This window comes from Allobosea thiooxidans, from assembly GCF_900168195.1.
In the GTDB taxonomy this organism is placed as follows: Bacteria; Pseudomonadota; Alphaproteobacteria; order Rhizobiales; family Beijerinckiaceae; genus Allobosea; species Allobosea thiooxidans.
Map to the genome: position 1 here is coordinate 82,986 of NZ_FUYX01000011.1, position 17,130 is coordinate 100,115.

Here is a 17,130-nt window from a genome sequence, read left to right on the forward strand (position 1 = left end):
CCGACATAATCCTGCGCGGGGTGGTCCCGGGCTCGCGCCGCCTGTCCGGGATGCGCTGGCGCTTCCGCGGAAGCCGTCAGCTACGTCCCCGGGCGGTTGATCGTCAGCTTCTGGAAGCCCTTGCCGGCGAGCGCCGGCTTCTTGGCGGAAAGGATGCGCGAATTGATGCCCTGCCAGCCGATCTCGCCGGAGAGCCGGCCATACTCGATCTTGGGGCAGCGGTTCATGATGACGGTGAGGCCCTTCGCCTCGGCGCGGGCGGCGGCCTCGTCGTTGCGCACCGAGAGCTGCATCCAGATCACCTTCGGCAGGGGATCGAGCGCCAGCGCCTCGCCGGTGATCGGGCCGGCCGCTTCCGAGTTGCGGAAGATCTCGACCATGTCGATCGGGCCGGGAATGTCCTTGAGCGAGGCATAGACGGTCTTGCCGAGGATCGTCTGGCCGGCGAGGCCCGGATTGACCGGCACCACGTCATAACCCCGATCGAGCAGGTATTTCGTCACGATCCAGCTCGGCCGCGCCTCGTTGGCCGAGGCACCGACCAGCGCGATCCGCTTGGTTTCGCGCAGGATGCGGCGGATCAGCGCGTCGTCGTAGAATTCGTGGCTCAATTTCGGGCACTCGAAGAAAGGTGAAGGATATCAAGGGGCTTCGGCGGCATGTCAATGCGCGCCCAACATAGCACCGCCATGCTTTCGTGCTCTTCTGGGCGTTCGGGGATGGGCCCCGACTTGCCATCTGCGAAGGAGGAGTGCCTACCATGTGCGACTACAGCCTGCACAATGTGATGTCCACTCCGGCCAAGGTCGGCGACGAGCTGGTCTCGACCCGGTTTCCGCAAGCCTGCACCCGCGGCTTCTGCGCCGTCGGCCAGCCGGAGGTGGCCGTCTGCGTGATGCCGGGGACGGAACTGGCCTTCGCGGCTGATATCGAATGCGATCGCGGCCTCGGGCTGCTGCCGAACCGCAAGTACCATGCCCGGGTCGCACGCTTCCGCCAGATCGACCTCGACAAACCCTATGTCCACCATGACGCCCTCGAACTGCCGGATGGGCGGCTCGTGATGGTGACGAGCCTCGCCGAAGGCCAGCGTGCCACGGTGCTGCAGCTGCCGGCCGAGCCGGCGCGCGAGGGACAGGCTGCGCCTGCGATCGCACCCGTACCCGCGACCCCGGTGGCGCATCGTCTTTGGGAAATCGTCTGACGGCGCCGCAGGACGACCCGGCCGCCGGATCCTGCTGACGTCTCGATCGAACGCCACGGGCACCGGGCGGCCGGCCGCTACGACTCCCAGATCGGCGCGCGCTTTTCCATGAACGCGCCGATCCCTTCCTCGGCGTCGCGCGCCAGCATGTTCTCGACCATGACGGCCGAGGCATGGTCATAGGCCGCCTTGAGGCCCATCTCGCGCTGTTCGTAGAAGGCGCGTTTGCCGGTCTTGACGGTCGCAGCGGATTTCGACGCGATGATCGCGGCGAGGCGGCCGGCTTCCGCCAGGGCCTCGCCGGCCGGCACCGCGCGGTTGACCAGCCCCATCCGCACGGCCTCCGCGGCCGGCACCATCTCGCCGAGCAGCAGCATCTCCATCGCATGCTTGGCCGAGAGGTTGCGCGACAGCGCCACCATCGGCGTCGAGCAGAACAGCCCGATATGGACGCCCGGCGTGCAGAAGCGGGCATCGCTGCCGGCGACGGCGAGGTCGCAGCTCGCGACCAGCTGGCAGCCGGCAGCCGTCGCCGTGCCCTCGACCGCGGCGATGACCGGCTGGGGCAGGGCGGTGATCTGCTGCATCATCGCCGAGCAGCGCCCGAGGATATCGGCGAAATAGGCCCGGCCCCGGTCGGGGTCGGCGCGATGGGGCGTCATTTCCTTGAGGTCGTGCCCGGCGCTGAACACCGGCCCGGCGGCGGCGAGAATGACGGCCTTGACCGATCGGTCGGCGGCGATGGCGGTGAAGGCTTCGCTCAAGGCGGCCAGCATCGCTTCGCTCAGCGGGTTGCGCGCCTGGGGGCGGTTGAGCGTCAGCGTCGCGATCCCGGCCTCGTCGCCGCGCAGCAGGAACGGAGCGGCGTCCGGCTTGTGATGCGCGTTCATGCCGATTCCTTATCGTCTGTCCGGCGCCCGGCTTCGCACGGCGCCTTTGCGTTTCGGCCTATTGTCGGGGCCGGCCCGCCATGCTGCAAGGGGAGAAGACCCGCTTCAGCCTTCGGTTTTCCGCATGACGATCCGCATGACCGCCTCCGAGATCGAAGCCTATCTCGACGAGGTCTTCCCGCAGCTTCATCACGGCGGGCGCACCTATTTCATCGAGGAGGTCGGGCCGATGACGGCCCGGATGCGCTGCGACTACCACGAGAAGCATCTGCGCCCCGGCGGCACGATCTCGGGGCCGACGATGATGGCCCTGGCCGATCTTGCCCTCTATGCGGCGATTCTCGCGCAGATCGGCCCGGTCGCGCTCGCGGTGACGACCAACCTCTCCTTCAACTTCCTGCGCAAGCCTGGACAGGCGGCGCTGATCGGCGAGGCGAAGCTGCTCAAGCTGGGCAAGCGGCTCGCCGTCGGCGAGGTCCGCCTGTTCTCGCAAGGGGAGAGCGAGATGGTCTGCCACGCCACCGGGACCTATTCGATTCCGGCCGAGCGGTAAGGGCGGATCATCTGGCGCCATTTTCGGGCGCCGCGCCCTTTCCGTCGCGGTCGGGCTTGTCCCGACCATCCATATGTTCGCTGGTCGAGGGCGGTGATCAAGGCGTGGATGCTCGCCACAAGGGCGAGCATGACGGTGGAGGGCGGATAGAAAATTGCGGTATCATGATACCGCTATCGGCAGAAGATTGAAAAATCTTCGTTTTTCGCGTTTCGGCATCATTCGGCGCGCTTGACAGCCGGCTTCCTTGCTCCTATTGCCACGCCACACCGCCGCCGGAGTCCCGGCGGCTTGTCCTTTTCTTACGCAACCGAAGGGTGCCTGCGATGAAGACCATCTCGCTCAAGCCCGCCGATGTCGAAAAGAAGTGGGTTGTGATCGACGCCTCCGGGCTCGTCGTCGGCCGTCTCGCCTCCGTCGTGGCGATGCGTCTGCGCGGCAAGCACAAGGCCGCCTACACTCCTCACGTCGACTGCGGCGACAATGTCATCGTGATCAACGCCGAGAAGGTCTCCTTCACCGGCCGCAAGCGCGAGCAGAAGAACTACTACCACCACACGGGCTTCCCGGGTGGCATCAAGGAGCGTTCGGCCAAGTTCATCCTGGAAGGCCGCTTCCCTGAGCGCGTCGTCGAGAAGGCCGTCGAGCGCATGCTGCCGCGTGGTCCGCTCTTCCGCCAGATCCTCGGCAATCTGCGCGTCTACAAGGGCTCGGAGCATCCGCACGCGGCCCAGTCGCCGGAGGCGCTCGACGTCGCCGCGCTCAACAGCAAGAACAAGAGGGTCTGACCATGGCCGAGGTTCTTCAGTCGCTCTCCCAGCTTGGCGACGTCGCCAAGCCCGCGCAGCCGGAAGCTCCGGTCCACGTCAAGAAGGTCGATGCCCAGGGCCGCGCCTATGCCACCGGCAAGCGCAAGAACGCCATCGCCCGCGTCTGGATCAAGCCCGGCTCGGGCAAGGTCACCGTCAACGGCCGCGACCAGGAGGTCTATTTCGCCCGCCCGGTGCTGCGTCTCGTTCTGGCGCAGCCGCTGCAGCTCGTCGACCGCATGACCCAGTACGACGTCATCGTCTCGGTCAAGGGCGGCGGCCTCTCCGGCCAGGCCGGCGCGGTGCGCCACGGCATCTCCAAGGCCCTGACCTTCTACGAGCCGGAGCTGCGCAGCCCGCTCAAGAAGGAAGGCTTCCTGACCCGCGACTCGCGTGTCGTCGAGCGTAAGAAGTTCGGCAAGGCCAAGGCCCGCCGCAGCTTCCAGTTCTCGAAGCGCTGATCGTTTCCGGGATTACCGGTATGCGGAAGGGCGGCTCGCAAGAGCCGCCCTTTTCGTATTCTCTGCCTCGTTCCCGGAAGCAGAGAAGCGCATAGGAGCTCGCCATGACCCGCCCCGTCCTCCTCGTCACCGGCGGCAGCCGCGGCATCGGCGCCGCGACCTGCATCATGGCGGCCGGGCGCGGCTACGATGTCGCGGTGAACTATCAGAGCAATGCGAAGGCGGCCGGCGAGGTTGCGAAAGCCTGCGAGGCCGCCGGAGCGAAGGCCGTCGCGCTGCAAGGCGACATGGCGAGCGAGGCCGACATCCTTCGCGTCTTCGCCGAGGCGAAGGCGGCGCTCGGTCCGCTCACCCATGTCGTGAACAATGCCGGCATCACCGGCCGGTCCGGCCGCCTCGTCGAAACGGACGCCGCCATCATTCGGGAATGCATCGACGTGAACGTCACCGGCGCGATCCTGGTGGCGCGGGAAGCGGCCCGCGCGCTCATCGCCAATGCGGCGGCGCCGGCGCGGGCGATCGTCAACATCTCCTCGGTGGCGGCCGAGATCGGCTCGCCCGGCGAATATGTCTGGTACGCGGCCTCGAAGGGCGCGGTCGATTCGCTCACCCTCGGCCTCGCCAAGGAGCTCGCATCCGATGGCATCCGCGTGAATGCGGTCGCTCCCGGCATCACCGAGACGGAGATCCATGCGCTGTCGACCGGGGAGGCCGGTCGCGTCGCGCGCATTGCGCCGCTGATCCCGCTGAAGCGCGCCGCCACCGCCGACGAGATCGCCGAGGCGGCCCTGTTCCTGCTCTCGGATGCTTCGAGTTACACCACCGGCATCATCCTCAAGGTCTCCGGCGGGCGGTAGCCTCCACTCTTCTGCCAACTGCGCAGGCGTCCCGGACGACCGAAGGGAGACCCGGGATCCATGGCTGAACCTCTGTCGGAAGCGCGCTGGTATGGACCCGGATCGACGCGGCTTCGCTGCTTGTCCGGGATGACGGCGCGGCTGGGACAGGACATATAGTCGTCGCCGTCGACAACCTGCCCGGAAGCCCATGCGCATCCTCCTCACCTTGATCGCCTTCGGCATGATCGCCGCGCCGGCCCTGCTGATGCTGGCCCGCGAGGACCTGCCGAGCGGGCGGCGCATCGGCCGGGCGCTCGCCATCTTCCTGGCTCCGGCGGTGGCGCTCGGCTTCATCCACGGCGTGCCGGAGCTCGACGGCCGCGCCCTCAACAACCCGAACGCCTGGACGATGCTGCGGCTCGTTCTGACGGCGCTCGCTCTGATCCTGCCCTGGTGCCTCTATGTCTGGTTCACCGCCCGCCGCTGATTGAGACGACGATGTCCGAAACGACCGACAAGCCGCCGATCGACCACGCCTTCACCGGCGACAGGCACGGGGGCGCCGCCGATCCGACCCATGCCGGCGCGCTCTCCTTCATGCGCCGCCGCTACGGCAAGGATGTCGCGGGCTGCAACCTCGCGATCTGGGGCGTGCCTTTCGATCTCGCCGTTACGAACCGGCCGGGCGCGCGCTTCGGGCCGCAGGCGATCAGGCGGGCCAGCGCGATCTTCGACGGCGATCCGCAATATCCATCAGGCATCGACCCTTTCGCCCGGCTCTCGGCGGTCGATTATGGCGACTGCGCCTTGCCGCGCGGCGACCTGCCGGGCTGCGCCCGGGCGATCGAGGCGGAGGCTTCGGGCATCCTCGCAGCCGGCGCCCATCTCGTCACGCTGGGCGGCGACCATTTCATCACCCTGCCGCTGCTGCGCGCCCATGTCGCCCGCCACGGCAAGCTGGCCCTGATCCAGTTCGACGCCCATCAGGACACCTGGGACGACGGCCCCGGCGGCATCGGCCATGGCAGCTTCGTGCTGGAGGCGGTCCGCGAGGGATTGATCGATGTCGAGCGCTCGATCCAGGTTGGCATCCGCACGGTGGCGCCGCGCGATTGCGGCATCGCCATCCTCGATGCCTACGAAGCGCATGCGCTCGGCGTCGCCGGGACGGCGCAGCGAATCCGCGAGCGCGTGGGGCAGGGGGCCGCCTATCTGACCTTCGACATCGATGCGCTCGATCCGGCCTTCGCGCCGGGTACGGGCACGCCGGTCTCCGGTGGCTTCAGCGCGGATCAGGCGTTGCGTATCCTCTGGGCGCTGCGCGACCTCGACATCCGCGGCATGGACGTCGTCGAGGTCTCGCCGCCCTACGACCATGCCGACATCACGGCGATCGCGGCCTCGACCATCGTGCAGCACCATATCCAGGCGCTGGCGCTGAAGCAGGCCAACTGAATCGGTTTGCGAGGAGGCGCGGCGAAGGGATTCAAATGAATCGTGTTTTCGAGTTTGTACGCCGTCATGCTCGGGCTTGACCCGAGCATCTCATGACACGGAGGCTCCAGTGCCTCCTTCTGCAAGAGATTCTCGGGTCTGCGCTTCGCTCCACCCGAGAATGACGCCTGCTCCAAAGCTTCGATTGACACCCGGCTCAAGCGCGAACATATACGGAGCCATGGTGAAGAGCTTCATCCGACGTCGCCCCTATCAGGCCGCCCCGGCGCGCCCGCGATGACGCTCGGCCGATGACCGAACGCCCGCGACCGCGCCGAGAAGCGCGGTTTTTTTATGCCTGAAGCCCATCCATTGACGTGCCTGCCCAGCGATCGGGGGTCCTGATGAGCCAGAACCTGAAAACCATCTTCATCGACGGCGAAGCCGGCACCACCGGCCTCGGCATCCGCGAGAGGCTGGCCGTCGTGCCGGAGGTTGCGGTCAAGAGCATCGACCCGGGCAAGCGCAAGGATCCGGCCGCCCGCAAGGAGATGATGGCGAGCGTCGATCTCGTCGTGCTCTGCCTGCCGGACGAGGCCGCCAAGGAATCGGTCGCGCTCGCCGACGAGCTCGGCGCGGACGCCCCCAAGATCGTCGATGCCGCCACCGCGCACCGGGTCGCGCCGGGCTGGGTCTATGGCTTCGCCGAGCTCGCCCCCGGCCATGCCGAGAAGATCGCCAAGGCCGACCGCGTCGCCAATCCCGGCTGCTATCCGACCGGGGCCATCGCGTTGCTGCGCCCGCTCGTCGATGCCGGGCTGATGGCGCAGGACCATCCGGTCATGATCAATGCCGTCTCCGGCTATTCCGGCGGCGGCAAGTCGATGATCGAGGACTATGAGACTGGCGTGGCGCCGGCCTTCGAGCTCTATGGCCTGGGCCTGCGCCACAAGCACCTGCCGGAGCTGCAAGCCTATGCCCGGCTGACGCGGCGGCCGATCTTCGTGCCCTCGGTCGGGAATTTCCGACAGGGCATGCTGGTCTCGGTGCCGCTGCATCTCGATACGCTGCCGGGGCGGCCGAGCATCGCCGATCTCCATCATGCGCTGGCCGAGCGCTATGCCGGCTCGAGCTATGTCAGCGTGCACTCGCAGGAGGGCATGGGCGGCAAGATCGAGCCTGAGGCCCTGAACGACACCAACAAGCTCGAGCTGCGCGTCTTCGGCCAGGACGATCTCGGCCAGGCTGTGCTGATCGCCAGGCTCGACAACCTCGGCAAGGGGGCGTCGGGCGCGGCCGTGCAGAATATCCGCCTCATGCTGGGGCTCCCGGAAGGCTGAGGCCGCCAGGCGCTCGCTGGCCGAGAGCCCGAGGCTGCGGGCAGGGGGAACCCCTCCATTTGGAGGAGTTCTTTTTGCTCGCGCCTCATTAAAGTGGTCCCAAAAAAGGGGACCGATGTGCCGGGCAGCGAATTCGAGAATTCATTGATCGACGGCATCTACGAGGCCGCGATCGTGCCGGAGGGATGGGCGCGCGTGCTGCGCGACACCGCCCGCCTCGCAGGCTGCCGCGAGGCCCTGCTTGGAACGGTGCTGGACAACGAGGCCCGGCTGGTGGCCTCGTCGCCGGACTTCGCCGAGGGCTACGAGGAGATCCTTCGCCGTATCCCGTTCGCGGTCAACGAGCGGGCGCAGCGCCTGATCGTGCATGGGCGGCACGGCTTCATCACCGATGCGGACGTCTTCAGCGACGAGGAGCTTGCGAGCGAGCCGCTCTATCAGGACATCCTGATCCCGGCCGGCTACGGCTCCGGCGTCGCCACGGCGATCGCCGCCCCGACCGGCGACATGACCATCGTCCATTGCGAGAGGTCGTTCTCCGAAGGCTCGGTCGATGCCGGCGGCATCGCCGCGCTCGACCGGCTGCGCGCGCATTTCGCCCGCGCCGGTCTGCTCGGCCGCCGCCTGGCGATGGAGCGGGCGCGGGCCGCCTCGCAGGCGCTCGAGATGATGGGGCTGCCTGCCGCCGTCCTCGGCCTGAGGGGAGAGCTGATCGAGGCGAATGCCCTGTTCCAGGATCTGATGCCGGGCGTCTTTCATGACCGGGCGGCCCGTCTTGCCCTGGCGCATGCGCCGGCCGACGAGATGCTCGCCGCGGCGATCGCGGCGCTGGCACGGCCCGATCTTCCCCAGCCGGTGCGTTCCTTGCCGATCCCGTCGCGCGGCGGGGCGCCGATGGTCCTGCATGTTGCGCCCGTCAGCGGGCAGGCGCGCGACGTCTTCTCCTTCGCCAGCGCCATCGTGGTCGCGACGCCGGTGCTGCCTGGCGCGGGGCCCCAAGCCGGCGTGATAGCCGGGTTGTTCGACCTGACTCCGGCCGAGGCGCGGCTGGCCGCGGCGATCGCCTCCGCGCATACGCCGCGCGAGGCCGCGCGGCGGCTCGGCGTGACGGAGGCTACGGCCCGCACCACGCTGAAGCGGATCCTGGCCAAGACCGGTACGCGCCGGCAGGCGGATCTCGTCGGGCTGCTCAAGAGCGCCACGCTGCCGCGGTGACCCGGCCCGCCCCCATTTGGGGGATGCGCGAGACGAGGGACTGGGCGACAGTGGTGCTGCAGGGCGGCCCCATGGCTGTCGGCAGACGCATCTTGCGCCGTCACGGCCGGGTCAAGCGGCCTGACGGCGCCCTTTCCCCTCGCATGCCACCGTCGGCCCGGTTCCGTGCCCAGCTTCGCGCATGCCGCCCGTGCGCATGACCTCAGCCCAAAAGAAAAGACGCCGGCGCAACGCCGGCGTCTTCCGATGTGCAGCCGGGGCGTAGATCGCCCTTTGGGCTCAGCCCTTGTAGGCGACGAAGTTCTGCCGCTGCTCGCCGAGGCCCTCGATGCCGAGCGTCACGACCTCGCCGCCCTTCAGGAAGCGCGGCGGCTTGAAGCCGAGGCCGACGCCCGGAGGCGTGCCGGTGGTGATGACATCGCCCGGATCCAGCCGCATGAACTGGCTGATATAATGAACCAGATAGGCGGCGCCGAAGATCATCGTCTTGGACGAACCGTTCTGGACACGCTCGCCATCGACATCGAGCCACATGGCGAGGTTCTGCACGTCCTTGATCTCGTCGGTGGTCACCAGCCACGGGCCGAGCGGACCGAAGGTCGGGCAGCCCTTGCCCTTGGCCCACTGGCCGCCGCGCTCCTGCTGGAACTCGCGCTCGGAGACGTCGTTGCAGACGCAGAAGCCGGCGATGGCCGCCATCGCGTCCTTTTCCTCGATATAGGAGCCGCCGTCGCCGATCACGATGGCGAGTTCGACTTCCCAGTCGGTCTTCTTCGAGCCCTTCGGGATGATGACGTCGTCATGGGGGCCGACGATGCAGTTCGGCGCCTTGTTGAACAGGATCGGCTCCTTCGGGATCGGCGATCCCGTCTCGGCCGCATGATCGGCGAAGTTCAGGCCGACCGCGATGAAGTTGCGCACGTCGCCGACGCAGGCGCCGATGCGGGGGGAGCCCGAGACGAGCGGCAGCGATTCCGGCGAGAGCGCCTTGAGCTTGGCGAGCGAGGCCGAAGTCAGCGCCTTGCCGGCGAGGTCGGGGATGACGCCGGACAGGTCACGCAACCCGCCCTTGGCATCGAGAAGAGCCGGCTTCTCCTGGCCGGGCGCGCCGTAGCGGAGCAGTTTCAAGGTGTTTCCCCCGTTTCAAACGATCTAAATGGGCCGCGACTCTGACCGGATGCCGGCCGGAAAGACAAGCCCGTCCCGGCGCATGGCGCGCACGCGGCAGGAAGCTGGCCGCTTTGTTGCCGGAATGCAACGGCGCGGACCAAAGCGACATTGCCGGCAAAGCCGCCCGCAACCGGGAAACCCGCAGAAAAGCGGGATAGTTCTCATATAAACCGTATGTTTCTGAACAATCTCTCGGGCCAAACGTCGAAAATCGCTGCTTTCGGCGCGTTTTGCCATGTTGCGGCGGTTTGATGTCGCAAATTCGAGCCATCGAGGCGGGATTGCGGCGGGAAACGGCTCGCGGCATGCTCCGAATCAAGCGAGGTCGGGGGGCCTCAAAGAAGCTTAAACCGGGATGGATTCCATGAAGGGCCTTGTTCATACCGCCGCAGCGGCAACGGTTTCCCTCGCCGCGCTGCTTGCCGCGGGCGCCGCTTCGGCCAGTTCTTTCGCGATCCGCAGCGGCCAGGGCGCCGAAGGCCTCGGCATGGCCTATGCCGGCGCTGCTTCAGGCGGCATCGGGTTGGGCGCGATGGCCTGGAACCCGGCGACCATCACCATGTTCCCGGGCCGGCACAGCAACTGGAACTTCACCTATCTGAACGCCAATGGCGACTACGAGCCGACCTCGGTGACGCGCCTCGGCTCGCCGCGCGGACCGGCGAGCCCGATCCAGAACGGCACCGGCAATATCGGCGGCGACGGCGCCTTCATTCCCGCTTCCGCCAGCGCCTGGCAGCTGACTGACCGGTTCTGGATCGGCATGACCACCGGCGCGCCCTACGGCCTGCGTTCCAAGCCCGAAAACCAGGTTCACGCCGCCCAGATCTATGGGCGTTCGGCCAAGGTGGCGACGATCAACGTCGCGCCGACCATCGGCTACAAGGTCAATGACTGGCTCTCCGTCGGTGCGGCGCTGCAGGTTCAGTGGCTCAAGGCCTCGCTGAAGCAGGCCAACGGCATCGGCCCGGCGGCGACCCCGGTGATCATCGAAGGCGACACGATCGACTTCGGCTACCGTTTCGGCTTCACGCTGACGCCCTTCGAAGGCACCAATATCGGCGTGGCCTACCGTTCGGCGGTGCGCCAGACATTGGACGGCACGCTGCGTGGCGCCCCCGGCGCTCCTCTGGTGCTGCCGGTCAAGGCCAATCTCAACCTGCCCGACTCGGTCGTTTTCGGTCTTTCGCAGGTCATCAACGACCAGTGGCAGGTCCATGCCGGGGTCGAGTGGACCAACTGGAGCCGCTTCCGCAACATCCCGGTCGTCAACGAGCTCAACGGCCGCCCCGCGACCAGCCTGAACTTCCAGTATGACGATGCCTGGTATTTCTCGGGCGGTGTCGAATACAAGTACAGCCGCGACCTGACCCTGCGCGCCGGTATCGGCTACGAGATGTCGGCGGTGAACGACCGCAACCGCACCATCTTCATTTCGGACAATGACCGGCTCTGGCTCAGCGCCGGCGCCAGCTATCAGGTCACGGACCGGATCAAGGTCGATCTCGGCTACACCTATATCGACGTGAAGAAGGCGTCGGTGAACTACAACGGTGCCCATCCGCAGCAGGGCGCGGTGTTCTACACCGCCGAGGCCAAGCCCTATGTCCACATCGCCTCGATCGGCATCACCTATCGCTGGGACGATCCGACCCAGACCCTTCCGGTGCAGCCGGCGGTCCGCAAGTACTGAGCCGGACGGCATACGCGTTTGAAGAGCCGGCCCCTCGGGGCCGGCTTTTTTTGTGCGCCCTTGCCGCATGGGGTAGGGGATGAGGTGGACTGCGGAGAGCCGGGATGACGATCAGCATCGAGCGGGCGGAGCGACGGCATCTCGTGGCCTGGGCGGAGCTGCGTGCCGCGCTCTGGCCCGATCAGGGCGCGGATGCGCATCGCGACGAGCTGGCCGAGGACCTTCTCTCGGCAGATGTGCGCTCCTTCGCCTGCCTGGCCGTGACGGCGGCGGGCGAGGCGGTCGGCTTCGCCGAAGCCGCCTTGCGGAGCGATTACGTCAATGGCTGCGAGACGTCGCCTGTCGTCTTCCTGGAAGGCATCTTCGTGCGGGCGGATCATCGCCGCGGCGGCGTCGCCAGGCACCTGTGCCGCGCCGTCGAGGATTGGGGGCGTTCGCTCGGCTGCAGCGAGTTCGCATCGGACGCCGTGATCGACAACCACGCCAGCCTCGCCTTTCACCGTGCTCTGGGCTTCGTCGAGACCGAGCGCGTGGTCTTCTTCCGCAAGGCCGTCGCGGCCGACGAGACGAAGGCAGGCTAGCGCCACTGGCGCCCATCGACTCCGCCCTGGCAGCCATAGGGTGGCAGCACATTGCCGAAGCTGGCGTGCAGCTTGTCGCAGCCCCATTTGTTGATCGGGCCCGGCATCCGGCTGTTCAGTTCGATGCCCACTTCCTCATAGGGGCTCGCGGTGTTGCTGACATAGCTGTACCAGCGCCAGCCGATCGTCGCAGCGGCAGTGATCGCCACGACCAGGACGACTCTCAGGATTCTCATCGGCTCAGCCTCGCAAAAGGCGGCCGTCTAAAGAGAGTCGCTGCTTTCGGCAAAGCCAGAGGCGCGCGTTTGGGCCGGCAATGCCTCGCCCCTCCGTTGCGGAAGCCCGTCCGGCTTGCCTCTAGACCCTGACCTTCACATAGGTGCCGGGCGCGTCGGCGAGGGCCGGCAGCTTGCCGCCGCCCGGCTCGCGCGCCGCTACCTTCTTCGGCGCCTGCGCCTCCAGCCAGGCGAACCAGTGCGGCCACCACGAGCCCGGATGCTCCTCCGCTTTCGCCAGCCAGTCGGCATAGCGCCCCTTGGCCGACCCGCCCGTCCAGTATTGGTACTTCACCTTGGCCGGAGGATTGACGACGCCGGCGATGTGCCCGGAGCCCGCCACGACATGCTCCACGGGGCCGCCGAAGCATTGCGAGCCGTTGAAGACGGATTGCGCCGGAGCGATGTGGTCCTCGCGCGTGGCGAGGTTGTAGACCGGCATCGTCACCTTGCCGAGGTCGAGCGCCTTGCCGCCGATCTGCATCTCGCCCCTGGCGAGCTTGTTGTCGAGATAGCAGTTGCGCAGGTAGAAGGAGTGGTTTGCCGCCGGCATCCGGGTCGAATCCGAATTCCAATAGAGCAGGTCGAAGGCGGCGGGCGCCTTGCCCTTCAGGTAGTTGTTGACCGCATAGGACCAGATCAGGTCGTTCGGCCGCAGCATGTTGAAGGCGCCGGACATGCGCGAGCCGTCGAGATAGCCGGTCTTGGCCATCTGCTCCTCGATGGCACGGATCTGCTCCTCATCGACGAAGACCGAGAGTTCGCCCGCCTGGGAGAAGTCGACCTGGGTGGTGAAGAAGGTCGCGCTTTCGATCCGCTTGTCGCCGATGGCGGCCATATAGGCCAGCGTCACGCCGAGCAGCGTGCCGCCGACGCAATAGCCGATGGCGGAGACGCGCTTCTCGCCCGTCGCTTCCTCGACCGCATCGAGGGCGGCGAAGATGCCCTCGCGCATATAGCTCTCGAAGTCCTTGGCGGCATGGCGCGCATCCGGGTTCACCCAGGAGATGCAGAAGACGGTGAGGCCCTGTTCGACGCACCAGCGGATGAAGCTCTTTTCCGGGTTGAGGTCGAGGATGTAGAACTTGTTGATCCAGGGCGGCACGATCAGCAGCGGCCGCTTCAGCACCTGCGGCGTCGACGGCGCGTACTGGATCAGCTCCATGATCTCGTTGCGGAAGATGACCTTGCCCGGCGTCGTCGCGATGTTGACGCCGACGGCGAAGGCGCTGGCGTCGGATTGCCGGATCTTGAGCTCGCCGCCGCCGGCCTCGACGTCCTCGGCGAACATTTTCATGCCGCGCACGAGATTCTCGCCGTTCTGCTGCAAGGTCTCGCGCAGCAGCTCGGGATTGGTGGCGACGAAATTGGTCGGCGAGAGCGCTCCGGCGATCTGCTTGATGTAGAAGCGGGCCTTGTCGCGGGTGTGCGGGTCGAGGTCGTCGGCGCCCTCGACCATGGCCTCGGCCCAGCGCGAGCCGATCAGATAGGCCTGCTTGATGAAGTCGAATGTCGGATGGTTGGTCCAGTCCGGGTCCTTGAAACGGTTGTCGCGCTTGTCGGGTTCCGCGACGGGCGCGACCTCCTCGCCACCGGCGCGCTTGAAGGCGGCGCTCCAGAGATTCATGAAGTCGCCGGTGAGCGAGGCCTGCGCCTCGATGATCTTGGCGGGGTCGTTGACCCATTTCTCGGCGACGCGGCCGAGCGTCTTGACCATGTCGCTCGCCTCGTCGGCCTGGCCGGTCTTGGCCTGCCCGCGCTCGAGCGGCTTGAGATAGGCGGCCGTGACCTTGCCGTATTCCTCCACGAGCCGGCCCATGTTCTGCGCGAACTGATCGAAGTCAGGAGTCGCCGGCTCCGCCGGGCCTGCGCTGCCCTTCGTCCTGTCGTCGGCATGGCGACTCATGAAACGTCCTTTCCCCTCTTGTTTTAGGATAGCGCATGGCTTCCCATTTTGGTCCTATTAAGGACGCAGCCGCTGTGCTTTACCAAGCGAATTCCGTTGAACTGCTGGATGACCCCATGCTGATCGAAATGCCCGCGAAAAAGCCGCATCTGACCTTCGCGGTGTTGGCGGCCGTCGGGCTCGTGCTGGCGGGCTGCGCCGGCGATGAAGGCTTCAAGGGCGTGGCCGAGGCGGCCGGCATGGCCACCACGCCGCAGCAATCGAAGGCCTTCGTCCGGGAGACGCGTCCCGCCGAGGTCCAGTACATCCCGGTCGGCTCCAGCGTGACGCGTACCGCTCCGCGCAAGCCGGTCGACGACTACAAGAAGATCGAGTCGGAGCTCGAGGCGAAGCAGAAGGCCAACGAGGCGGCGGGCGAGACGGCCAAGTCGCTCGGCGCCACCCCGCCGCCGGAGCCGGCGAAGGTCCAGCCGCAGAACTGACCGGGCTGCGCGGTCTCACCCCTTGAGCGGCTCGCCCTGACGAAGTCGCTCGATCAGCGCATCGCGAAACAGGGCGATCGGGCGTTCGAGACGGCCCGCCGGCGGGCGGTGCAGCAACCAGGAGCGGACCTGCGGCCTGAAGTCGGGCGTGTCGATCACTTCGATCGCTTCGTGCCACGGGCTTCCGGCGAAGGCTGCGGGAGTGACGATCCCGATGCCGTGTCCGCGCGCCACCAGCGACATGCGCAGATCCGCGCTCAAGGCCTCGACGCCGACCTGGAAGGGAAGGCGGGCGGCCTCGAAGCTGCGGCGCATGAAGGCCCGGAAGCCGCATCCGCTCTCGTTCATGACCCAGGGAAACCGCGAGAGCTCGGCGAGGCTCGGGCGGCTCGGCACGCCCAGCGCCGGGGCTGCGACGAGCAGCACGCGCTGAACCCCGAGTTCCTCCCCGATCAGTTCGTCCGGCGGCGGGACGCCGTCGGGCAGGCAGAGGGCGGCGGCGTCGATCTCGCTGTGCGAGACCTGCTCGATCAGCCGCGGTGACCAGCCCGCTGTGATGCGTAGCGTGAGCTGCGGAAATGCGGCGCGCAGTCGATCGAGCGGGAAGATGAGCGCTTCGTCCGAGAGATAGGGCATGATTCCGAGCCGGAACTCGCCATCGGGGTCGCCCAGCGGCGAGAGGCTCGCCTTGAGATCGGCCAGGGAGCGCAGGATGCGCCGGCCGTGCTCATAGGCCTCCCGCCCCGAAGTCGTCGGCTTCAGCGGCTTCGACTGGCGATCCAGCAATGCCACGCCGAGGCGGTCCTCCAGATTCTGGACGCGCCGCGTCACGCCGGGCTGCGTGAGATTGAGCCGTGCCGAAGCGGCGACGATGGAGCCTGTTTCGACGACGGCGACGAACGCTTCCAGATCAGGTATGTTCATGCTGAATTCGTATAATCATTATAGTGATTATTGAATTGTAGCATATTGAGCCCGGAGAATAAATACGCAGCCCGGCTGGACCGGTTACAGGACCTCGGAGCTGCAACGTCGATGGAACGAACCGTATCGGGCACTGCCTCGGGATCGCTCGCCCTGAAGCGTGCCGACCAGTGCATCACCCCCGGATTGACGCGCGTCTTCGCCGTCTCGGTGGGGCTCATCGTCACCAATGTCTTCGCGCCACAGACCCTGATCGGCGTGATGGCGCCGCCGCTGGGGCTTGGGCAGTCGGTCAGCGGGCTGATCGCCATGGCCACGCTGCTCGGTTATGCCGCCGGGCTGTTCCTGCTGGTGCCGCTCGGCGACATCGTCGAAAATCGCGCGCTCGTGGTGCGGATGCTGTCTTGCGCCGCAATCGCCGCGCTGGCCGCGGCTTTCGCGCCTTCGGCCGCGACGCTGCTCGTCGCCCTGGCCTGCCTCGGCGCGGCTTGCTCGGCGATCCAGGTTCTCGTCCCGATCGCTGCGAGCATGGCCGCACCGGAGCGCCGCGGCGGCGTCATCGGCGACGTGATGAGCGGGCTGATGGTCGGCATCCTGCTGGCCCGGCCCGTGGCGAGCTTTGTCGCCGATCTCTGGGGATGGCGCAGTTATTACGGGCTGAGCGGCGCCGCGATGGCCGCACTCGCCGTGTTTCTCGCGTTGCGCCTGCCAAGGCGGCCGGCACAGGCCAGGACGCGCTATTCCGCCTTGCTCCTGTCGCTCTGGCACCTGCTCCGGAACGAGCCGGTCCTGCGCGTCAGAGCTTTGAGCGCCGGACTCGCCATGGCTGCCTTCAGCCTGTTCTGGACCGCCGTCGCGCTTCGGCTCGCCGGACCGCCTTTCCTGCTCGATCAGCGCGGCATCGCTCTGTTCGCTCTGGCCGGTGCCGGCGGGGCGCTGGTGACCCCGTTCTTCGGCCGCGCTGGCGATCGTGGCTGGACCCGGCCGGCAACGATCGCCTGCCATCTCCTGGTGGCGGTCTCATTCGTCCTTGCCGGCTGGGGTGGCGCGTTCGGAGCCGGCTCGTCTGCGGTCTGGCCGCTGCTTCTGCTCGGGCTCGGGGCCGTGGTGGTCGATATCGGCGTCACCGGCGACCAGACCCTGGGGCGCCGTGCGATCAACCTGTTGCAGCCCGAGGCCCGCGGACGCCTGAACGCTCTGTTCGTCGGGCTCTTCTTCCTTGGAGGGGCGGTGGGATCGGCACTGTCCGGGCTGTTGTGGTCGCTGGGGAGCTGGCCGGCGGTTTGTGGCACGGGCGTCGTGCTGGCGCTGGCCATGTTGCTGGTCGATTGGCGCTGCAGGCGGTTGTGAGGGA

General features: G+C 67.3%; 19 protein-coding genes. 13 read left to right on the plus strand and 6 right to left on the minus strand.

The features are described from left to right. Positions 1-80 precede the first annotated feature (80 nt). Positions 81-611 (minus strand): CoA-binding protein, encoded by a 531-nt coding sequence (locus B5Y19_RS18635; RefSeq protein ID WP_055726325.1) that lies wholly within the window; start codon positions 609-611, stop codon positions 81-83. Positions 612-760: 149 nt separating this feature from the next. Between B5Y19_RS18635 and B5Y19_RS18640 the strand changes: the two genes are divergently transcribed. Next, positions 761-1,204 (plus strand): hypothetical protein, encoded by a 444-nt coding sequence (locus B5Y19_RS18640; RefSeq protein WP_055726326.1) that lies wholly within the window; start codon positions 761-763, stop codon positions 1,202-1,204. A 77-nt stretch (positions 1,205-1,281) separates the two neighbouring features. Here B5Y19_RS18640 and B5Y19_RS18645 read toward each other — a convergent pair whose 3' ends face one another. Next, positions 1,282-2,094: an enoyl-CoA hydratase gene (locus B5Y19_RS18645; protein ID WP_055726327.1), complete on the minus strand. Its 813-nt coding sequence runs from the start codon at positions 2,092-2,094 to the stop codon at positions 1,282-1,284. A 124-nt stretch (positions 2,095-2,218) separates the two neighbouring features. On the opposite strand from B5Y19_RS18645, the gene B5Y19_RS18650 reads away from it, so the two are divergent. The 8 genes from B5Y19_RS18650 to B5Y19_RS18685 all read left to right on the plus strand — a co-directional run bounded on the left by B5Y19_RS18650 (position 2,219) and on the right by B5Y19_RS18685 (position 8,745). Then, positions 2,219-2,647, plus strand: coding sequence for a PaaI family thioesterase (locus B5Y19_RS18650; RefSeq protein ID WP_055726328.1), 429 nt, complete (start codon positions 2,219-2,221; stop codon positions 2,645-2,647). 326 nt (positions 2,648-2,973) lie between these two features. After that, the gene (gene rplM, locus B5Y19_RS18655; protein ID WP_055726329.1) at positions 2,974-3,435 is read left to right on the plus strand and encodes a 50S ribosomal protein L13; all 462 of its coding nucleotides are present in this window, start codon (positions 2,974-2,976) and stop codon (positions 3,433-3,435) included. A 2-nt stretch (positions 3,436-3,437) separates the two neighbouring features. Then, positions 3,438-3,917 carry a 30S ribosomal protein S9 gene (gene rpsI / locus B5Y19_RS18660; protein ID WP_055726330.1) on the plus strand — a complete coding sequence of 160 codons (480 nt, stop codon included), beginning with the start codon at positions 3,438-3,440 and terminating at the stop codon, positions 3,915-3,917. Between the two features lie 104 nt (positions 3,918-4,021). Then, positions 4,022-4,774 (plus strand): SDR family oxidoreductase, encoded by a 753-nt coding sequence (locus tag B5Y19_RS18665; protein WP_055726331.1) that lies wholly within the window; start codon positions 4,022-4,024, stop codon positions 4,772-4,774. Between the two features lie 190 nt (positions 4,775-4,964). Beyond that, positions 4,965-5,243 (plus strand): hypothetical protein, encoded by a 279-nt coding sequence (locus B5Y19_RS18670; RefSeq protein WP_055726332.1) that lies wholly within the window; start codon positions 4,965-4,967, stop codon positions 5,241-5,243. Between the two features lie 11 nt (positions 5,244-5,254). Continuing rightward, on the plus strand, positions 5,255-6,211 hold the full coding sequence (gene speB / locus B5Y19_RS18675) for an agmatinase (RefSeq protein WP_055726333.1): 957 nt from the start codon (positions 5,255-5,257) through the stop codon (positions 6,209-6,211). Between the two features lie 383 nt (positions 6,212-6,594). After that, entirely contained in the window at positions 6,595-7,530 is a 936-nt protein-coding gene (gene argC, locus B5Y19_RS18680) for an N-acetyl-gamma-glutamyl-phosphate reductase (protein ID WP_055726334.1), read from the plus strand. Positions 7,531-7,647: 117 nt separating this feature from the next. Next, positions 7,648-8,745, plus strand: a complete 1,098-nt coding sequence (locus B5Y19_RS18685) for a helix-turn-helix transcriptional regulator (protein WP_079591914.1) — start codon at positions 7,648-7,650, stop codon at positions 8,743-8,745. 279 nt (positions 8,746-9,024) lie between these two features. Here the strand turns inward: B5Y19_RS18685 and B5Y19_RS18690 are convergent, their stop codons facing one another. After that, a complete protein-coding gene (locus B5Y19_RS18690; protein WP_055726336.1) occupies positions 9,025-9,873 on the minus strand; it encodes a fumarylacetoacetate hydrolase family protein in 849 nt (282 codons plus the stop codon). 406 nt (positions 9,874-10,279) lie between these two features. Here B5Y19_RS18690 and B5Y19_RS18695 point away from each other — a divergent pair, with 406 nt between their 5' ends. Next, on the plus strand, positions 10,280-11,608 hold the full coding sequence (locus B5Y19_RS18695) for an OmpP1/FadL family transporter (protein ID WP_176168660.1): 1,329 nt from the start codon (positions 10,280-10,282) through the stop codon (positions 11,606-11,608). A gap of 104 nt (positions 11,609-11,712) precedes the next feature. Further along, entirely contained in the window at positions 11,713-12,189 is a 477-nt protein-coding gene (gene aac(6'), locus B5Y19_RS18700; protein WP_055726338.1) for an aminoglycoside 6'-N-acetyltransferase, read from the plus strand. On the opposite strand, the gene B5Y19_RS18705 is transcribed toward aac(6'), so the two are convergent. Together B5Y19_RS18705 and phaC are read right to left on the minus strand one after the other, a co-directional pair. After that, positions 12,186-12,425, minus strand: coding sequence for a hypothetical protein (locus B5Y19_RS18705; protein WP_055726339.1), 240 nt, complete (start codon positions 12,423-12,425; stop codon positions 12,186-12,188). The two genes, aac(6') and B5Y19_RS18705, sit on opposite strands and share 4 nt — an antisense overlap. A 121-nt stretch (positions 12,426-12,546) precedes the next feature. Then, the gene (gene phaC, locus B5Y19_RS18710; protein ID WP_055726340.1) at positions 12,547-14,370 is read right to left on the minus strand and encodes a class I poly(R)-hydroxyalkanoic acid synthase; all 1,824 of its coding nucleotides are present in this window, start codon (positions 14,368-14,370) and stop codon (positions 12,547-12,549) included. A 116-nt stretch (positions 14,371-14,486) separates the two neighbouring features. Here phaC and B5Y19_RS18715 point away from each other — a divergent pair, with 116 nt between their 5' ends. After that, the gene (locus tag B5Y19_RS18715) at positions 14,487-14,852 is read left to right on the plus strand and encodes a hypothetical protein (protein ID WP_055726341.1); all 366 of its coding nucleotides are present in this window, start codon (positions 14,487-14,489) and stop codon (positions 14,850-14,852) included. A gap of 15 nt (positions 14,853-14,867) precedes the next feature. On the opposite strand, the gene B5Y19_RS18720 is transcribed toward B5Y19_RS18715, so the two are convergent. Next, positions 14,868-15,776, minus strand: a complete 909-nt coding sequence (locus B5Y19_RS18720; RefSeq protein WP_055726342.1) for a LysR family transcriptional regulator — start codon at positions 15,774-15,776, stop codon at positions 14,868-14,870. A 111-nt stretch (positions 15,777-15,887) separates the two neighbouring features. Between B5Y19_RS18720 and B5Y19_RS18725 the strand changes: the two genes are divergently transcribed. Continuing rightward, positions 15,888-17,126 carry an MFS transporter gene (locus B5Y19_RS18725; RefSeq protein WP_079591915.1) on the plus strand — a complete coding sequence of 413 codons (1,239 nt, stop codon included), beginning with the start codon at positions 15,888-15,890 and terminating at the stop codon, positions 17,124-17,126. Positions 17,127-17,130 lie beyond the last annotated feature (4 nt).